Source organism: Ensifer soli (genome assembly GCF_041928815.1).
Lineage (GTDB): Bacteria > Pseudomonadota > Alphaproteobacteria > Rhizobiales > Rhizobiaceae > JBHFEI01.
Map to the genome: position 1 here is coordinate 177,674 of NZ_JBHFEI010000005.1, position 17,288 is coordinate 194,961.

Sequence of the window (17,288 nt, forward strand, 5' to 3'; positions counted from 1 at the left end):
TATCTGGTCGCTGACCGGACCGTTTGAGCTGTGTGTGATTTCATGGATAGACCTGAGCCGCTGAACGACTATCTCCCGCTCGTCAAGGAGCGGGTCCGGTCCGTGGAGGAACGACCGCTGCCGGGGTCGCTGGCGACGCTGGTCGATGACGCAGCGACCGAGGCCGGCGGCCGGACGGTCTGGCACTTCATCGAGACTGGCGAGCGCGAGACCTATGACGGGCTGCGGCGGCGCACGAACGGCCTTGCCGCCGCTCTCGCCGCCCACGGCATCGGCAAGGGCCGGCATGTCGCCGTCATGCTGCCGAACGTGCCCGCCTTTCCCCTGACCTGGCTGTCGCTCGCGAGGATCGGCGCCGTCATGGTGCCCGTGAATGTCGGCTACAAGGAACGGGAGCTCGCCTATATCCTGAAGGACAGCGGCGCCGAGTACATCATCCTCCATGCCGACCACCTGCCGACGCTTGCCGGCGCGATGGCCGATCACGATGTCTCGATCCGCCCGGATCGGATCATCGTCTATGGCGGGGACACGGCGGGAGCCGCGACCTGGGAGGCACTGGCCGCAGCGCCGCGGGAAAGCTTCACCCCCGCCGAGCCGGTCGGCGGCGACGATCTGATGAACATCCAGTATACGTCCGGCACGACCGGTTTTCCGAAAGGCTGCATGCTGACCCAGGATTACTGGATCGTCTCGGGCTACTCCAATGCCTTCCGCGACGGGAAGCGCTACGAGAACCTCCTGGCCTCCACGCCGTTCTACTACATGGATCCGCAATGGATCCTGCTGATGACCATCCTCCAGCGCGGCACGCTGCATGTGGCCCGCCGGCAGAGCACCTCGCGGTTCCTGGACTGGCTGCGCATCTATGAGATCAATTTCTGCCTCTTCCCGTGGGTGCTGCACAAGCAGCCGCCGGCCGCCTCCGACCGCGACAACCGGATCGTCCGCGCCAATGTCTACGGCGTTCCGAAGACCCTGCATGCGGAGATCCAGGCCCGGTTCGGCCTCACCGCCCGCGAGGCCTTCGGCATGACGGAGCTCGGGCCGACGCTGTTCATGCCCATCGAGGCGGCCGACATGGTCGGGTCGGGCTCCTGCGGGCGTCCGGCACCCTTTCGCGACTGCAAGCTGGTGGACGAGGCCGGCAGGGCCGTTTCCGTCGGGGACGTGGGCGAACTCGTCGTCCGCGGGACCGGGATCCTCAAAGGCTACTACGGAAACCCGGCCGCCACGGCTGAGGCGTTTTTCGGCGAGTGGTTCCGGACCGGCGACCTCTTCACGCAGAACGAGCGCGGCTTCTTCACCATCATCGGCCGGCGCAAGGACATGGTCCGCCGCAGCGGCGAGAACATCGCGGCCCGGGAACTGGAATCGGTCCTCAACAGCTTTCCGGAAGTGTCCGAATCCGCCATCGTCGGCGTCCCGGACGCCATGCGCGGCGAGGAGGTCAAGGCATGGATCGTGCTGAAGCCGGACATCGACCGGGACGACCGTCTGGTGTCCTTGCTGATCGACCGGTGCAGGGCGAACCTGGCGGACTTCAAGGTGCCGCGTTTCTTCGCCTTCCGCGACGCGTTCCCGCGGACGGGCTCGTCCAAGATCGCCAAGCACATTCTCGTGCAGGAGACGGCCGATGCGCAGACTGCGACCTACGATCGAACGCTTGGGACATGGATCGGCTGAATGAAGACGTCCTACGATGCCGTGATCGTCGGCGCCGGGCACAACGGGCTCGTCTGCGGCGCCTATCTCGCCCGCAAGGGCTTAAGCGTCTGCGTGGTCGAGCGCCGCGACATCATCGGCGGCGCGGCGGTGACCGAGGAACTCTGGCCGGGTTTTCACCTGACGACCGCCTCCTATGTGATGAGCCTCTTGCAGCCGAAGGTCATTCTCGATCTCGATCTGAAGGCGCACGGTTTTGCCGTGATGAAGCCGGATCCGCTGGTGCAGCTCCTTCCCGACGGCCGCCATCTCGTGTTCCACGACGACACGGCCGCCTTTGCCGATCAGCTGCGGCAATTTTCGGAAAAAGACGCCGAAGCCCTGCCGCGCTATCGCCGGCATATGCAGCAGCTCGCGCCCCTCGTCAGGAGCCTGATGTGGTCGCGGCCGATCGACCCGACGTCGCGGCGGCCGGGCGACGTCCTGGACACGCTGAAATTCGCCTGGCGCCACCGGGGCGCCGTCTCGAAATTCTACGAGCTCTACGACCTCTTCACGCTCAGCGCATATGATTACCTGGCAAAATGGTTCGAGTCCGACATCACCATCGCCGCGCTCGGCTTCTACGCCGCCGGCGGCGGTGGCGGCAACGCGGCCTACAAGACGCCGGGAACCGCCTTCGCCCTGTCGCGATCCTACCTTCGCGACAACACGACGGCGGCCGGCGGCACCGGCTTCGTCGTCGGCGGCATGGGCGCCATCACGAAGGCGATTGCGGCATCGGGTGTCGCGTCCGGCATGGAGATCCGGACGGGCGTCGCCGTCCGCGCCATAAGGGTCGGGAACGGCCGGACGACCGGGGTCGTTCTCGACGATGGCGATGTCATCGAGGCGAAGGCCGTCGTGTCCAACGCCAATGCCCGGACGACCTTCCTGACGCTGTTGCCCGAACAGGAACTGCCGCCCGCCTTCGTCTCCCGGATTCGCGGCTTCCGCGCCGAGTCGACCGTGTTCAAGGTCCATCTCGCGCTCGACGGCCTGCCGGTCTTCAGGAACTTTTCCGAACGCCGGCTCGGTTTCGACTATCCGGTGCAGTTGCGGCTCGCCTCCGGCACGCAGGCCGTCGAGCGCTCCTACATGGCGGCCCAGCGCGGCGAGATCGACAGCGAACCCTTCCTGACCGTCATGACGCCGAGCCTGGTCGACCCTTCGCTGGCGCCCGCCGGCAAGCATGTGATGAGCATCTTCGGCGGCCATGTCCCGAACCGTCCGGCGGGCGGCGGCTGGGACGAGAAACGCGGCGTCCTGCTCGACCATGTCACCGCGGCGATCGAGGCGCAGGCCCCCGGCTTTCGTGATCTGATCCTGCACAGCCAGGTCCTGACGCCGCTGGATTACGAGCGGATCTTCGATCTGCCCGGCGGGCATCTCCAGCACGGCGAGATGAGCCTCAACCAGATGTTCTTCGGCCGGCCCGCACCGCATTATGCGAATTACAGGACGCCGATCGACAGGCTGTATCTCTGCGGCGCGTCCGCCCATCCCGGCGGCGGCGTCACCGGCATTCCCGGCCACAATGCCGCCGAGGTCATCCTGAGGGATTTCGGGCGATGATCATCGATTTTTCCAGCAAGCCGCCGCTTCCGCAGTTCATGAAGACCGGCGCGCATCTGTCGAACTACCGGCGGGTCTACGAGAAAAGCGAGCAGCTGACGGCGCCCCTGAGCCCCGAGGACGACCTTGCCGCCTATCTCGCCATGTATGATCGACTCGATGCGCAGGCGGTCGTCATCAAGGCACGCGACCTGGAGACGACATTCGGTTTCGCGATCACCAACGACGACGTCGCCGCCTTCTGCCGGCAGCATGGCAGCCGCTACATCGGCTTTGCCGGCGTCGACCCGCACAAGGGCGCGGCCGCCGTGACGGAGTTGCGGCGCGCGGTGCTCGATCTCGGCCTGAGGGGGCTGAACGTGCAGGGCTTCGAGCATCGGCTGAAGGCCTGCGACCGGCTGCTCTATCCGCTCTACGAGGTGTGCTTGGAGCTGGACATCCCGGTCAACATCCATTGCGGCATCAATTTCTCGCAGGCGACGCCGATGAGCTTCGGCAGGCCGGAGCACATCGACCAGGTGCTGGTCGACTTCCCCGGACTGAGGGTCTGCGCCTCCCCGCCCGGCTGGCCATGGATCGACGAGCTGATCGGCGTCGCATGGCGGCACCCGACCCTCTGGATCGGCCTCGTGGCGGTGCGGCCCAAACTGCTGACCATCCCCCATTCGGGCTATGGCGGCCTGCTGCAATATGGCGCCCGGCTGATGGCGGACCGCATCCTCTTCGGATCGTCCTATCCGATGACGCCGGTCGAGCGCTCGGTCGACGAGATCCGGACCCTGCCGCTTGCGGACGCGGTGAAACGCAAGTGGCTGCACGACAATGCAGCGGCCTTCCTCGGCCTCACGCCGCAGGGCTGAGCGCGGATGAGGCCGCGCCCGGCTCAGCCCTTCTTGAAGTCGATGTCGGCATTCTGTCCGGAGGCGGCGAGGCGCTGGAGACGGTAGAGGTGTTCGGCGAAGGCGAGCGCATTCTCGCGGTCCATGTCCTCTGTGCGAAGATAGGCCTCCATTTCGGTGCGGATCGCCGTCTGCGGATGGGCGGCGATGCCTTCGGCGATCGCCAGCGCCGCCGCCCCGACCTCGGCGTCGGGGACGACGCGGTTGATGATGTTGACGCGGTGGGCCTCGTTCGCGTCGATGGGCTCGCCGGTCAGCAGGAGCTGCATGGCGACGGCACGCGGCAGGTGCCGGTGCGCCAGCATCATCGCGCCGCCGCCGCCCATGCCGAACTTGATCTCCGGCATGCCGAAACGGGCCGACTGTCCGGCGACGCGGATGTCGGTGAGATGCAGGAGATACATGAAGCCGCGGCCGAGGCACCAGCCATTGACCGCGGCCACGATCGGCTTGAAGCGCCTGAGGGCCATCACCTCGCGGTCCCAGCCCGGATAGCCGGGCTCGGTGTCGGCGAAATGGGTGTGGTAGAAGTGCCGCGTCAGCTTCTGCTCGACATCGAGCACCGGCGTGGGAAACTTCAGGTCGTCGCCGGCCGAAAACGCCCGGGTTCCGGCGCCGCGCATGACCCCGACCTTGATGTCGGGGTCCGCCTCGAAGGCCCTAAGGGCTTCGTAAAGCGCGGCATGGGTCGCCGGATTGAAGACGTTGACGGGTCCGTTCTCGATCGTGAACGTGCCGATCGGGCCGTTCGTGTCGTAGGCAAGCGTCACTGGCGGTCTCCTCAAAGGGGCACGTTGCCGGGAAAGTTGGGCGCGCGCTTTTCCTTGAACGAGGCAACGCCCTCGGCGACCTCGGGACCGTTGAAGCCCATATATTCCAGGGCCAGCGAGGCATCGAAGATCGGCCCGGCCTGGCGCAGCCAGTTGTTCAGCGCATATTTCGTCCAGCGGATCGCGCTCTGGGCGCCGGTGGCGAGGCGGACGGCCACGTCGAGCGCCTTTGCGTCGAGATCCGCGTCGTCCGTCACCATGGACAGGAGACCGATGCGCTCGGCCTCCTCGCCGTTCAGGCTGTCGCAGGTCAGAAGATAATATTTCGCCTTGGCCATCCCGCACAGGAGCGGCCAGATGATCGCCGCGTGGTCGCCGGCCGCGACGCCGAGGCGCGTGTGGCCGTCGATCAGCTTGCAGTCTCGGGTGGCGATGGAGACGTCGGCCAGCATGCCGACCACCATGCCCGCGCCGACGGCGACGCCGCGCATCGAACTGATCACCGGCTTGCTGCAGTTGATGACGTTGTAGACGAGGTCGCGCGCTTCTTTCCAGCTGCGCGCGCGGGCGTCGAAGCTGTTCATCACCTCTTCCACCGCGTCGAAATCGCCGCCGGCGGAAAAGACCTTGCCGGCCCCCGTCACCAGGACGGTATGGACGGACGGATCCTGGTCCGCGTCGCGCCAGATGTCGATCAGCTCGCGTGCCATGATCGAATCGACGGTGTTCATCCGCCCGTTGGTCATCGTCACGCGCAGGACGTTGGGGTGCGGCCGGTCGCAGACGAGGCGGGTGTAACGGGCGAAGCGGTCGGTCATGGTCACGGTTCCAGCTCTGTTGAGGAAACTCCCTTCTAGCCCGCGTCGCGGCGGGGTTTCCAATAGCCTTTTCGGCGCCGGCCGCCCGGGCACGGTTATGGCGTGCCACCCATAACCCGGAAGCCCGGCCCCGGCGCCGCCGACGCATTGGCGCAGGCGCTCGCGCCCTGATACCCAAGTGCCGTTGCCCGACCGGAGAAACGCTGATGCACCAGGAGACGTCCGAGACCGTCTACAGCGCCACCATCGATGACGCGCATGTGGACTATAACGGCCACATGACCGAGGCGGCCTATGCGCAACTGTTCGCCACCGCAGCAGCCCACCTCTTCCGCCGGCTCGATCTCGAGGCCGCGTATCGCCGCCGCACCGGTTGCACGATGTACACAGTCGAAACCCGGATCCGGTACCTGCGCGAAGCCCACAGCGGTACGAAGGTGACGATCGGATACCGGCTGCTCGACCGGAGCGACAAGAGGCTCCATCTCTACTTCGAGATGTTCGGCCCGGCGGGCCTTCTCGCGACCTATGAATGCATCTCGGTCCATGTCTCGCAGAGGGAGGGCGAGGCGGCGCGCTCGACCCCGTTTGGCCCGGACCATATCGGGATATTCGCAAAGCTCGTCGCTGCCTTCGAGCATGTGCCAAAACCCGACGGCATCGGAAAGGCTCCGGGGCTGGCGCACCGGGGCGCGTAGGGACGTTTAAGGCGGTCGCCGATCCTGTTTTGCAGGCCAACATGGCCAGCGACGCGCGGCAAAACTGATAGAACCAGGTCGACGATGAACGTATTGGCGTCCCGAACCGTCGCTCGCGACGTGATCGTGAGAGGTTCAACAGCGCCGTCGAAAGATGGAGGTTGTGACGAGCTGTCGCCGAATCGGGCGGGACGCTTTCGGATGTGCTCTCGACCGCCATGCCGCCTCGCTTGATGATCCTGGCTGCCTGATCGACCGGAGACCCGCCGACGACACGCTTGCCGTCGCATTCTGCGCGGCCAGGGATGAGCCGGTCTCGTCGCCACCAGCCGTGTCCAAAGCAGCGCTCCTGTCGATCCGGTACGACCTGTCGGATGGAAAGCTGGCGGAAGCCCTGGGCGATCAGGCCTCGTTCCGGCGGTCCTGCAGGTTTTTTCGATCGAAGGCGACGCCAGAGCGCGCCGTCTTCGTCCGGTTCTGCCGGAACCCCGTCGCTCACGGCCTGGACACATCGCTCTTCGACGGGATCACCGGCGGACGCGCCCGACCTGTTTCCAGCCGATCGTCAAGGGCCGCATCCCCGTGCTCGCCGTCGGCATGTCAGAGCGCCGCCGCCAGTATGCCTCGGCACCCCGGAGGGACCGCCGGAGGCAAGGAGTCTGTCTGCCCTCTGCAGGGCGATGGCGTCTCTAGGCGCGGGGGCCTCCCTCGATCGGAAAGAGACGCGGCCGCGGCCATCCTTCCGGAGGACGTCGCGCATCGCCCCGCAGGCCCGCCGGTCGTTCTGACCGGGTGCGGGACACCGGATCGGGGCATTCAACAACCGGCACGCAGGGGAAGGAACGCCCGACGCCGGCTCCGAACGGCCGCAAGGAGACCGCCGCGCCTCACGCCACCGTGGAACGTCCGCGCCGCCCGACACCGGGCGGACATCTGCAGCGTGCGGCACAACGCCGGTCGCGTTGCGACTGCCGGCGATGGCGGGCGGCAAGCGGCCGGTCTCGCGCCGCCGGCCGTCGCGACCTGACGGGCCGCGCCCTTGCGCAGCCCCCGCACCCCGGACCCGCTCACCTCGACACGCGCCGTCAGCCCCCGTTCGCGCGTTGGCCGCGTCGATGACGGCGCGCGGTGCTGCTGCTGGCGGCCCGCGCCGGACCGGGGAGGGTCAGTGAAAGCCCGCGTGTCGACCCTTGGGGATTGACAGCACCGGTTCATGTAATGTTATTACATTTTCTCCATGATGTAACGGTATAACATAAGATGCAATCGCTCTCCAAGGACGGCCGGGACCGGGCCATGTCACGGCGTGGACGGGGGATCACGGCACATGCCTGTTCCCGCCGGCAGTCGCCGGGCGGCAAGGACAGTCGGTCTCGTCCCCGCTTTCACAGGGCCAGGGGTGGTCGCGGCCCGGCGATCCTCCGCGCAGCCGGCGCGGCGCATCCCCCGGTGGAGGCAGACATGTCCGCGTCTCCCGGAGAAGCGCACGGCCCGGCCCCGCCATCGCCACCCGCATGCGCCGGAGCGGCCGCTTCGGCAGGCCCGCCATGGAAACATCCGGACGTCCGTCCGGACCCCTCGTCCGACACGCAAACACCAGATCCAACCAGATGGGATCCAGCATGAAGAAACTCCCGGTCACCGTGCTTTCCGGCTTTCTCGGCGCCGGCAAGACGACGCTCCTCAACCACATCCTGACGAACCGCGACGGTCTGCGCGTCGCGGTGATCGTCAACGACATGAGCGAGGTCAACATCGACGCGGCCTTGGTGCGCGACGGCGGCGCCAACCTGTCGCGCACGCAGGAGCAACTGGTCGAGATGACCAATGGCTGCATCTGCTGCACGCTGCGCGACGACCTGCTGCGGGAGGTGCGCGCGCTTGCCGAGCAGGGCCGCTTCGACTGCCTGCTGATCGAATCGACGGGCATCGCCGAACCGCTGCCCGTCGCCGCGACCTTCGATTTCCGCGACGAGAATGGGCAAAGTCTGTCGGACGTGGCGCGGCTAGACACCATGGTTACCGTCGTCGATGCCGCCCATCTCCTCGCGAACTACAGTTCCGCAGACTTCCTCTCGGATCGGGGCGAGACGGCGGGCGAGGGCGATGCGCGCACGCTGGTCGATCTCCTCGTCGAGCAGATCGAATTCGCCGATGTCGTGATCCTCAACAAGATCAGCGCCGCGACACCCGGGGCACGCGATGCCGCGCGCAAGATCGTCACCGCGCTGAACCCGGATGCGCGGCTGGTCGAGGCAGATTTCGGCCGCGTCGACCTGAAGGCGGTGCTCGGCACCGGCCGCTTCGACTTCGCCAGGGCCGAGACCCATCCGCTCTGGTACAAGGAACTGCACGGCTTCAGGGACCACAGGCCCGAAACGGAGGAGTACGGCATCCGCTCCTTCGTCTACAGGGCGAAGAAGCCCTTCGATCCGGCAAGGTTCCAGGCCTTCATCGACAGCGCCTGGCCGGGGGTCGCGCGCGCCAAGGGCTTCTTCTGGCTGGCGACCCGCCCCGAGCATGTCGGCGAGATCAGCCAGGCGGGCGCGCTGGTCAGGACCGGCAGGATGGGGCTGTGGTGGAGCGCCGTGCCGCGCGATCAATGGCCGGACGATCCGCGCTTCCTCGCGACGATGGCGCCCTATCTCGATCCGGTCTGGGGCGACCGCCGCCAGGAGATCGTCTTCATCGGCGCCGACCCGATGGACGAAACGGCGCTGAGGGCGGCGCTGGACGCCTGCCTGATCGACGAGGCAGCCTTCAGGCCCGACCGGTGGCGCGGCCTGCCCGATCCCTTCCCGGACTGGGGGCGAAGGGCCGCGTGAGCGGGCGCGGGGGTTCCGGCCGGGGCCGCCCGGACGCGTCGCGCCTGCCCCTCTCCCGTTCGGAAAATCGTCCGGCGCAGCGGCTGCGCGCACCGAACGCCTGTTCAAAGCCATGCGGTGGTGGCCGATTCAGCGCATCATGGCGCCCATCTCCTGTCCCTGCCGCATCGTCCGGCACCGCAGACTTCGCGCGTCGGCTGGAGATCCGCAAGCCCGGGCCTTGCGTCCCGGGCAGGACCATGCCGCTTCGACCCTCGCCTTCCTTTCACACCACAAGGATGTCACGGAAGGTCAGGCCGAGATTCGGCGCAAGCACCGCGACCTGGACCTGCGCCACGCTGCCGGTTCCGTCGGGGTCGTAGAACAGGGCGCCGCTGAGGGGATTGTAGACGATGTTCTGCGCAGCGGTCGCCGCCGCCGCGCCGATGCCGAAGTCGCCTGCCTGAAACGGTCGGCCGGCCAGCGCGGCGAAGACCGCGTCGTCGAGCCGGATCGTGTCGTCGGCGACGTTGAAATCGGTGATCGTGTCGCGGTTCGTCGCGCCCGGCAGCGTGTCGAAGAGGAAGCTGTCCGCCCCCGCGCCGCCGGTCAGCATGTCGTTGCCCCTGCCGCCCGCCAGCGTGTCGTTGCCCCTGCCGCCGGCCAGCGTGTCGTTGCCGTCGAGGCCGGCAAGCAGGTTCGCGGCGGCGTTGCCGGTCAGGATGTTGGCGGCGCTGTTGCCCGTGCCGCCGATCGCGGCGGAGCCGGTGAGGGTCAGATTCTCGATCGCCTGCCCGGAAAGCGAGAAGCCGACCGAGGCGCGCACCAGATCCACGCCGCTGTCCTTCGCCTCGATCACCGTATCGCCGATATTGTCGACGACGTAGATGTCGTTGCCGTAGCCGCCGGACAGCGTGTCGGCGCCGGCGCCCCCGTCAAGCATGTTGGCGCGCCAGTCGCCGGTCAGCCTGTCGGCATAGGCCGAGCCGGTCAGGTTCTCGATCGAGAAATATCTGTCGCCCGCCGCGTCGCCTGTGTTTCGGGACGGATCGGCGAGACTGGCCGTCACCCCTCGCGTCGCGTCCGAATAGGTGACCATGTCCGTTCCGGAGACGATACCGGGATAGACCGGTTCCCTGGCCGAGACGTGGAGCTGGTACTGGTAGGCGCGGTTGTAATAATTGTCGACGGAGATGTAGTAGTCGCCGGTATGCTGCACCGTGTAGGTCACATACGGGTCCCTGACGCTGGTCGACCCGGCGTCGACGGGGCCGCTCATGTCGGAGCCGTAGGCAAGGGCGTTGTTCCGGGCGTCGCGCAGGTAGAGAACGATGTCCGTGGTCGCGGCCGGAGTCGTCCTGTCGATGTCGAGCGTCAGCACGGTGCCGGCAAGAAGCCGGACATGGTAATAATCCACGCCGTTTTCGACGGTCGACGCGTTCACCGTGACGTGCGGCGTCGTCGTCGACCCGGCGATGTCGGCATTGGCGGCGAGGCTGAAGCTTTTCGTGAGGTCGGGCGCCTTGCGGACAAGGGCGTCGAACGGGTCGAAAAGGTCGAAGACCAGCGTGTCCGGCTTCACCAGCGTGCCGCTGCCCATGCCGGTCTGCGCGACAGGGTTTTCGACCGAGATGTGGAATTCGTGCGACGTGGTGTAGCTGTTCTGGATGTAGTAGTCGCCCGTCGTAGGGGCGGTGAAGACGAAGTATCCGTCATTGTAGCTGGCCGAGCCGCGATCGGGATAGGTTCCGCCGATGCCGCGGAAATAGGCGAGCTGGGTCTGCGATGCGTCGTAGACGGCGCCGGTGCTGCCGCCGGTCGACGTATAGGGTCCGTCCGCCTTTCCGGGCTCCCCGTCGAAGTCGAGTTTCAGCGTCGTGCCGGCCGTGAGCCGGATCTTGTAGTAATCGGTGTTGTACTGCGCCGTGCCGGTGAAGCGGATGGTCAGATGCGCGGCCATGTCGGAATTGAACACATCGGGATCGTCGTAGACGTAGAAATCGTCGGTGATGTCGACGGCGTTCTTGATGCTGTTGCCAAAGCTGTTCCAGCCGGCCGGCAGCGTGATCGACCCGCTGCCGAGGCCGACGCCCGCGGGCTGCCCGTCGCCGTAGAACAGGTCCGCGCCGCTGCCGCCGTTGAGCGTGTCGTTGCCGGCGCCTCCCACCAACCCGTCATTGCCCGCGCCGCCGGCCATCGTGTCGTTTCCGTTGTAGCCGTAGAGGATGTCGTTGCCGGCAAGCGCCTTCAGGCTGTCGCCGGCATCCGAACCGTCCATGCGGTCGGCGCCCGCTGTTCCGGCAAAGGTGAAGCCCTGTGTCAGATCCCAGACCGTGCCGTCGTCGAACGCCACCTTTTCCAGAACCGCGCCGAGCGCCGAGGCGCCGCTCGCCGTCACCGGGGCAGGGACGTTGACGAAAGACACGGCATTCCCGGCGGTGAGGACGAAGCGGACCCCGCCCTGAAGCGGATCGGTGACGACGGAGACGTCGGCGAGCCTGACGCCGACAAGCCGCAGCGTGTCCGTGCCGCCGCCCGCCGTTTCGGTGATCCGGTCATAGGCGGTGGCGCTGCCGGTCTCGCCCGCCCGGACGATATAGAGGTCGTCGCCCGCGCCGCCGACGAGGCTGTCGGCGCCGGCGCCGCCGTCGAGCGTGTCGTTGCCGCCATAGCCCGTGATCGTGTCGTCGCCGGCGCCGCCCGAGAGCCGGTCGGCGAGATCCGAGCCTTCCATCCTGTCGGCGCCGGTCGTCCCGACGAAGGCGAAGCCCTTGCTGAGGGTCCAGACCGTGCCGTCGTCGAACCGGACCGTCTCGATGACGGAGCCCAGCGCCGAGGCGCCGCTCGCCGTCGTACCGGCGGACACGTTGACGAAGGAATAGGCGCCATCTGCGCCCTTCAGGCCGAACTGCACCCCGCCATAGGTCTGGTCGACCACGACGGAGACGTCGGCCGGCTTCACGCCGATGAGCCGCAGCGTGTCGGCTCCCTCGCCCGCCTTCTCGACGATGCGGTCATAGGGGGCGGCGGCGCCGGCGTCGCCCGCCCGGATGACATAGGTATCGTTTCCACTGCCGCCGGTCAGCGTATCGGCATCCTTTCCGCCGTCGAGCGTGTCGTTGCCGGCACCGCCGTCGAGCCTGTCGCGGCCGATGCCGCCTTCGAGCGTGTCATTGCCCGCGCCGCCCGAAAGGATGTCGTCACCGGCGCGCCCGGCGAGCACGTTGGCGGCGATGTTGCCGAGGATCGTGTCATGGCCGGTGCCGCCGATGACATTTTCGATCAGGGAGCGGGGATCGTTGTCGTAAAGCAGCGCATTGGCGATGTTGCCCGCCGCCGTGAAGGCCGGACTTCCCGCCACCACGGCGCTGCGCCGAGCGATCTGGGCGTCGGAGAAGGTCGAGAAGGCACCGGGCGCGAGGTCGATCTTCAGGTTGGTTGCATAGGTCGATAGGTCGTAGGTGTCGATCCCGCCTCCGTCCCAGATCGTCGCGTAGATCGTGTTCGTCACCGGCGCCCCCTGGCGCGCGCCGTTGACCGACATCTCGCCCGTTGCGGCGTTCCAGGAATAGGTGGTGGCGCCGCCATTGGCGCTGAAATTGGCGCCGTAGAGATATTGCAGCGCCGCGATGTCGTCCTGCATCAGGCTCTGCGGCATCTGATGGGAGGCGTTGTAGTCGAACCACTGATTGGACGACGACCTAAAGAAGATCGAGACGTCCGACGAGCGCCCGCCGTCCTGAAGGCCAAGGGTTTCGGCCACGCCCCTCATGATGTTCAGGAAGCCGAAGTTGCCCCTGCCCGGCGCCCCGCGGGTGAAGTTGCCCGTATCGAACCAGGCGTCGCCCGCCTCCGGCGTCGCGCCGGGGGCATGGAACACGGTGGAATTGAAGCCCGAGATCGGCGGGTGGTCGCTGTCGTAGACGGTCTGCAACTGGCTGAAGCGCAGCGTCGCGTGGCGCGTCTCCGTCTCGGCGATCCTGGTGAAGGCGAGGCCGGTATAGGTGGACATCAGGCCGAGGGTGGCGGTTACGGCCTGCTGCTGCGCCGCGGTGAAGGAAACGTGCTCCGCCCACCAGGGCCGTCCGCCGATCGGATCATATTGGAAGCCGCCATGGTCGAGCGGGCCGTCCGGATAGTAGGAATAGAACGAACCGGAGGTCGGGAAGCTGTAGGTCAGGCTCGTGCCGGTCCAGCGGGTTCCTGCAAGAAGCGAGTCGATATTGGCGTTTCCCGAAGGCGAAACGCCTGCGCTGGTGCTGGATCCGTCGGCGGCGATGCCGGCACTCGGCGCATTCGGCATGATCGTTCCTTCCCGAAGACCGGAGTGGAGGGTGGGCGTTTGCCGCACCGCGTCGCGTCGGGCGGCCCCCGGGACCGCCAGCACTGTCTCATAAAGCGAATCCGATTGTGTCCAGCGAACGCTTGTCGTCAAATGAAAATCGCGGGCGGGCGACATATTTTCGCGCCCGCGTGTCGCGGGTTGCCTCCGTCCCCGGCGAAGCGGCCTCGTCGAAGCCGGGAGCGGGCACGTTGCGGCGCACCCTGCCGCGAGCCCGAGCGGGCGCCTGCGCTCCACCGCGGGCCGACCGGCGAGGGCGCGGCCGCCGGCCCGGCCACGCCGGCAGACTGGACAAGCGCCGATCGCGGCCTAATTGACGTCTGTCACGCGCGATGGATGGTTCATGAGCCTGCAGTTTTCCCACCGGCACGAGGATATTTTCGTCGGTGACGGCGAGATGGCGCAACGGATGCGCCAACACGACTGGGAGAACACCTCCATGGGCTCGCCGGACCATTGGCCGGACGCGCTGAAGGTGGCGCTGCGCCTGTTGCTGACGTCGAAATTCGAGATGTGGCTCGGATGGGGCCCGGAGATCGCCTTTTTCTACAACGACGCCTACCGGCCGACGCTCGGCAACAAGCATCCCCATGCCCTGGCCGTTCCGACGAAAGTGCTGTGGTCGGAGATCTGGGACGACGTGAAGGATCGGCTGGCGACCGTCTACGACACCGGCCGGTCCACCTGGGACCGCGCCTTGCTGCTGCTCCTTGAGCGCGACGGCTATCTCGAGGAGACCTACCATACGTTTTCCTACAGCCCGCTGATCGACGATGGCGGCCGTGTCGCCGGGGTGTTCTGCGCCGTCACCGAAGAGACCGACCGCGTGATCGGCGAGCGCAGGATGGCGACCCTCAGAACGCTCGCATCGGCGCTCGCCGCTGCCGACACGACGCGCCATGTCGTCGATACCTCCTGCGCCGCCCTCGGCGAAAACCTCCAGGACCTTCCGTTCAGCGCCTTCTACACCTTCGACGCGGACGGCGGGGCACGCCGCCAGTGGATCAGCGGGGCCGCCGCCGACCAGACGTTCCTGCCCGCCGAAATCGGACCGGGAACGACGGTCTGGAGCCTGGAGGACGCATGGGAGCGCCAGCGGACCGCGCTGGTCGACCTGCCTGCCGGCATGAACGTGCCCTTGGGCCCATGGCCGAAACCGCCGGCCCGCGCCGCGATCGTCCCGCTGATCGGACAGGGCGGGGACAGGCCGAAGGGCGTGCTCGTCTGCGGTCTCAATCCCCACCGTCCCGCCGGCGAGGACTATCTCGATTTTCTCAAGCTGATCGCCGGCCAGATCGCGTCGCGCCTCGCCAGCGCCGAGGCCTTCGACATGGAACGGCGCCGCGCCGCGGCCCTTGCCGAGGCGGCGGCGATGCGCGAGAAGGCGGCCGTCGCCCTCGAGCAGCTGAACCGCCAGCTGATGTCGGAGGTCGAACAGCGCACGGCCGAGCGCGACCGCATGAGGGACCTGTTCCAGCAGGCGCCGAGCTTCATGTGCATCCTGCGCGGGCCCGACCATGTGTTCGAACTCGTCAACGATTCCTATCTCCGGCTCGTCGGCCACCGACAACTGATCGGGCTGAGCGTCCGGGAGGCCCTCCCCGAGCTGGTCGGCCAGGGATATTTCGAGCTGCTCAACGGTGTCTTCCGCTCGAAGGAGGCCTTTGTCGGATCCTCTCTGCCGGTTTCGTTACAGAATGTGCCGGGCGGAGAACCGGACGAGCGTTTCATCAACCTGATCTACCAGCCGATCCTGGATCAGGCGGGCGACGTCACCGGCATTTTCGTCGACGGGTTCGACGTCACGCTGCAAAAGCGCGCGGAAGACGCGCTGCAGAGCCTCAACCACACGCTGGAACAAAGGGTGGAGCAACGCACCCGGGAGCTTCGGGCGGCCCTGCGCGACCTCGAGAAGGAGACCGCCGAGCGGGAGACCGCCCAGCTTGCCCTGCGCCAGGCCCAGAAGATGGAGGCGCTCGGCAAGCTGACCGGCGGCGTCGCCCATGATTTCAACAACCTGCTCCAGGTGGTGAGCGGAAACCTCCAGCTCCTGATGAAGGACGTCGGCGGCCATTCCCGTGCGGAACGGCGTATCCAGAACGCGCTCGCCGGTGTCTCGCGCGGATCCAAACTCGCCTCGCAGCTCTTGGCCTTCGGCCGCCGTCAGCCGCTCGAGCCGAAGGTCGTCAACGCCCGCAAACTGATCCAGAACATGGACGACATGTTGCGCCGGGCGCTGGGCGGAGAGATCGACCTCGAAACCATCGTCTCCGGCGGGCTCTGGAACACGCTCATCGATCCCGGCCAGCTGGAGAACGCCATCCTCAATCTCGCCATCAACGCGCGCGATGCGATGGACGGAAGGGGACGCCTGACGATCGAGACCGCCAATGCCGTGCTCGACGACGACTACGCCCGCCTGCATGAGGATGTGTCGCCGGGCCAGTATGTTCTCGTCGCCGTGAGCGATACCGGATCGGGGATTGCCCCGGAGATCATCGATCACGTCCTCGAACCGTTCTTCAGCACCAAGACCGAGGGAAAGGGAAGCGGGCTCGGCCTGTCGATGGTCTACGGCTTCCTGAAGCAGTCCGGCGGGCACCTGAAGATCTACAGCGAGGTCGGCCATGGCACGACGATGAAGCTCTACATGCCGCGCACCCTGCAGGCCGAGGATGCTCTCGCGGACGTGACGGCCGATCCCGCGGAAGGCGGCACGGAAACCGTTCTCGTCGTCGAGGACGACGACGATGTGCGGGAGACCTCGGTCGCGCTGCTGACCGATCTCGGCTATCGGGTGTTGAGGGCCCATGACGCCCAGTCCGCCTTCGCCATCCTGACCAGCGGCGTGCATGTCGATCTGCTCTTCACCGATGTCGTGATGCCGGGCCCGATGCGCAGCACGGAGCTGGCGAAGAAGACGAGGGCGCTTTTCCCCGCAATCGCCGTTCTGTTCACGTCCGGCTACACGGAGAATTCGATCGTCCATGGCGGCCGGCTCGACGCCGGCGTGGAGCTCCTGTCGAAACCCTATACGCGCGAGGCGCTGGCCCGCAAGGTTCGCCACGTGCTCGGCAACGCCCGGCAGCAGAAGGCGGCGGAGCGGCCGGCGCGTGCGGATGCACCGGCCGGGCCAAGCCGTCCGGCGCCCGCGCCGCTGCGCATCCTCGTCGTCGAGGACGAACCGCTGATCCTGATGGCAACCGTCGACATGCTGGCCGACCTCGGCCACCCTGCCTACGAGGCCGGCTCTGCGGAGGATGCCCTCGCCCTGCTCGAAACGGAGAGCATCGATCTGCTCCTCACCGATGCCGGCCTGCCCGGCATGTCCGGCACGGTGCTTGCTCGAACGGTGCGCGACCGATGGCCCTCGATCGCCATCGTCTTTGCCAGCGGCGACGACCGCGCCCGGCTCGCATCTGGGATTGACGACGCCTTCCAGCTGTCGAAACCGTTTACCATCGACGATCTGAGCGCGGTCCTGGCAAACGTGACGGCTAAGAGATAGCACCTTTGCGCCGGCGTCCGACGGGAGCGACTTTCCCGACCATCCGGTACCGGCCTTTGGAAGCCGTGCCGTGGAGAAGCCCGGACGTCCGTAAAAACGCGATGCCGGGACAGCCTGGATTGGCAACGTTCCCGCCCCTTAGAGGCACGGCCGGCCGGAACATCCGGGTC

10 protein-coding genes are annotated in these 17,288 nt (G+C 67.0%); 7 read left to right on the forward strand and 3 right to left on the reverse strand.

The window, feature by feature from the left end:
* Window positions 1-42: 42 nt before the first annotated feature.
* From ACEVQ6_RS09685 to ACEVQ6_RS09695, 3 genes are read left to right on the forward strand one after another with little or no spacing between them, the layout of a single operon-like run.
* Window positions 43-1,686: a class I adenylate-forming enzyme family protein gene (locus tag ACEVQ6_RS09685; protein WP_374888748.1), complete on the forward strand. Its 1,644-nt coding sequence runs from the start codon at window positions 43-45 to the stop codon at window positions 1,684-1,686.
* Window positions 1,687-3,279 (forward strand): phytoene desaturase family protein, encoded by a 1,593-nt coding sequence (locus tag ACEVQ6_RS09690; RefSeq protein ID WP_374888749.1) that lies wholly within the window; start codon window positions 1,687-1,689, stop codon window positions 3,277-3,279. It abuts the gene before it with no gap.
* Window positions 3,276-4,139, forward strand: a complete 864-nt coding sequence (locus tag ACEVQ6_RS09695) for an amidohydrolase family protein (protein ID WP_374888750.1) — start codon at window positions 3,276-3,278, stop codon at window positions 4,137-4,139. The genes ACEVQ6_RS09690 and ACEVQ6_RS09695 overlap by 4 nt, the downstream gene beginning before the upstream one ends.
* A gap of 23 nt (window positions 4,140-4,162) precedes the next feature.
* On the opposite strand, the gene ACEVQ6_RS09700 is transcribed toward ACEVQ6_RS09695, so the two are convergent.
* Both ACEVQ6_RS09700 and ACEVQ6_RS09705 read right to left on the reverse strand, forming a co-directional pair.
* Window positions 4,163-4,948: an enoyl-CoA hydratase/isomerase family protein gene (locus ACEVQ6_RS09700; protein WP_374888751.1), complete on the reverse strand. Its 786-nt coding sequence runs from the start codon at window positions 4,946-4,948 to the stop codon at window positions 4,163-4,165.
* A gap of 11 nt (window positions 4,949-4,959) precedes the next feature.
* Window positions 4,960-5,766 (reverse strand): enoyl-CoA hydratase/isomerase family protein, encoded by an 807-nt coding sequence (locus ACEVQ6_RS09705; RefSeq protein WP_374888752.1) that lies wholly within the window; start codon window positions 5,764-5,766, stop codon window positions 4,960-4,962.
* 206 nt (window positions 5,767-5,972) lie between these two features.
* On the opposite strand from ACEVQ6_RS09705, the gene ACEVQ6_RS09710 reads away from it, so the two are divergent.
* The 3 genes from ACEVQ6_RS09710 (at window position 5,973) to ACEVQ6_RS09720 (ending at window position 9,289) form a co-directional block, all read left to right on the forward strand.
* Window positions 5,973-6,464: a thioesterase family protein gene (locus tag ACEVQ6_RS09710; RefSeq protein ID WP_374888753.1), complete on the forward strand. Its 492-nt coding sequence runs from the start codon at window positions 5,973-5,975 to the stop codon at window positions 6,462-6,464.
* 154 nt (window positions 6,465-6,618) lie between these two features.
* Window positions 6,619-7,491 (forward strand): transposase, encoded by an 873-nt coding sequence (locus tag ACEVQ6_RS09715; protein ID WP_374888754.1) that lies wholly within the window; start codon window positions 6,619-6,621, stop codon window positions 7,489-7,491.
* 595 nt (window positions 7,492-8,086) lie between these two features.
* On the forward strand, window positions 8,087-9,289 hold the full coding sequence (locus tag ACEVQ6_RS09720) for a GTP-binding protein (protein ID WP_374888755.1): 1,203 nt from the start codon (window positions 8,087-8,089) through the stop codon (window positions 9,287-9,289).
* 265 nt (window positions 9,290-9,554) lie between these two features.
* On the opposite strand, the gene ACEVQ6_RS09725 is transcribed toward ACEVQ6_RS09720, so the two are convergent.
* Window positions 9,555-13,571 (reverse strand): M10 family metallopeptidase C-terminal domain-containing protein, encoded by a 4,017-nt coding sequence (locus ACEVQ6_RS09725; protein WP_374888756.1) that lies wholly within the window; start codon window positions 13,569-13,571, stop codon window positions 9,555-9,557.
* 436 nt (window positions 13,572-14,007) lie between these two features.
* On the opposite strand from ACEVQ6_RS09725, the gene ACEVQ6_RS09730 reads away from it, so the two are divergent.
* Entirely contained in the window at window positions 14,008-17,118 is a 3,111-nt protein-coding gene (locus tag ACEVQ6_RS09730) for a response regulator (protein WP_374888900.1), read from the forward strand.
* The last annotated feature ends 170 nt before the right edge of the window (window positions 17,119-17,288 follow it).

Coding starts and splice junctions, on each gene's coding strand:
- ACEVQ6_RS09685 (WP_374888748.1), top strand. CDS start 43: ATGGATAGACCTGAGCCGCTGAACGACTATCTCCCGCTCGTCAAGGAG.
- ACEVQ6_RS09690 (WP_374888749.1), top strand. CDS start 1,687: ATGAAGACGTCCTACGATGCCGTGATCGTCGGCGCCGGGCACAACGGG.
- ACEVQ6_RS09695 (WP_374888750.1), top strand. CDS start 3,276: ATGATCATCGATTTTTCCAGCAAGCCGCCGCTTCCGCAGTTCATGAAG.
- ACEVQ6_RS09705 (WP_374888752.1), bottom strand. CDS start 5,766: ATGACCGACCGCTTCGCCCGTTACACCCGCCTCGTCTGCGACCGGCCG.
- ACEVQ6_RS09710 (WP_374888753.1), top strand. CDS start 5,973: ATGCACCAGGAGACGTCCGAGACCGTCTACAGCGCCACCATCGATGAC.
- ACEVQ6_RS09715 (WP_374888754.1), top strand. CDS start 6,619: ATGGAGGTTGTGACGAGCTGTCGCCGAATCGGGCGGGACGCTTTCGGA.
- ACEVQ6_RS09720 (WP_374888755.1), top strand. CDS start 8,087: ATGAAGAAACTCCCGGTCACCGTGCTTTCCGGCTTTCTCGGCGCCGGC.
- ACEVQ6_RS09725 (WP_374888756.1), bottom strand. CDS start 13,571: ATGCCGAATGCGCCGAGTGCCGGCATCGCCGCCGACGGATCCAGCACC.
- ACEVQ6_RS09730 (WP_374888900.1), top strand. CDS start 14,008: ATGGCGCAACGGATGCGCCAACACGACTGGGAGAACACCTCCATGGGC.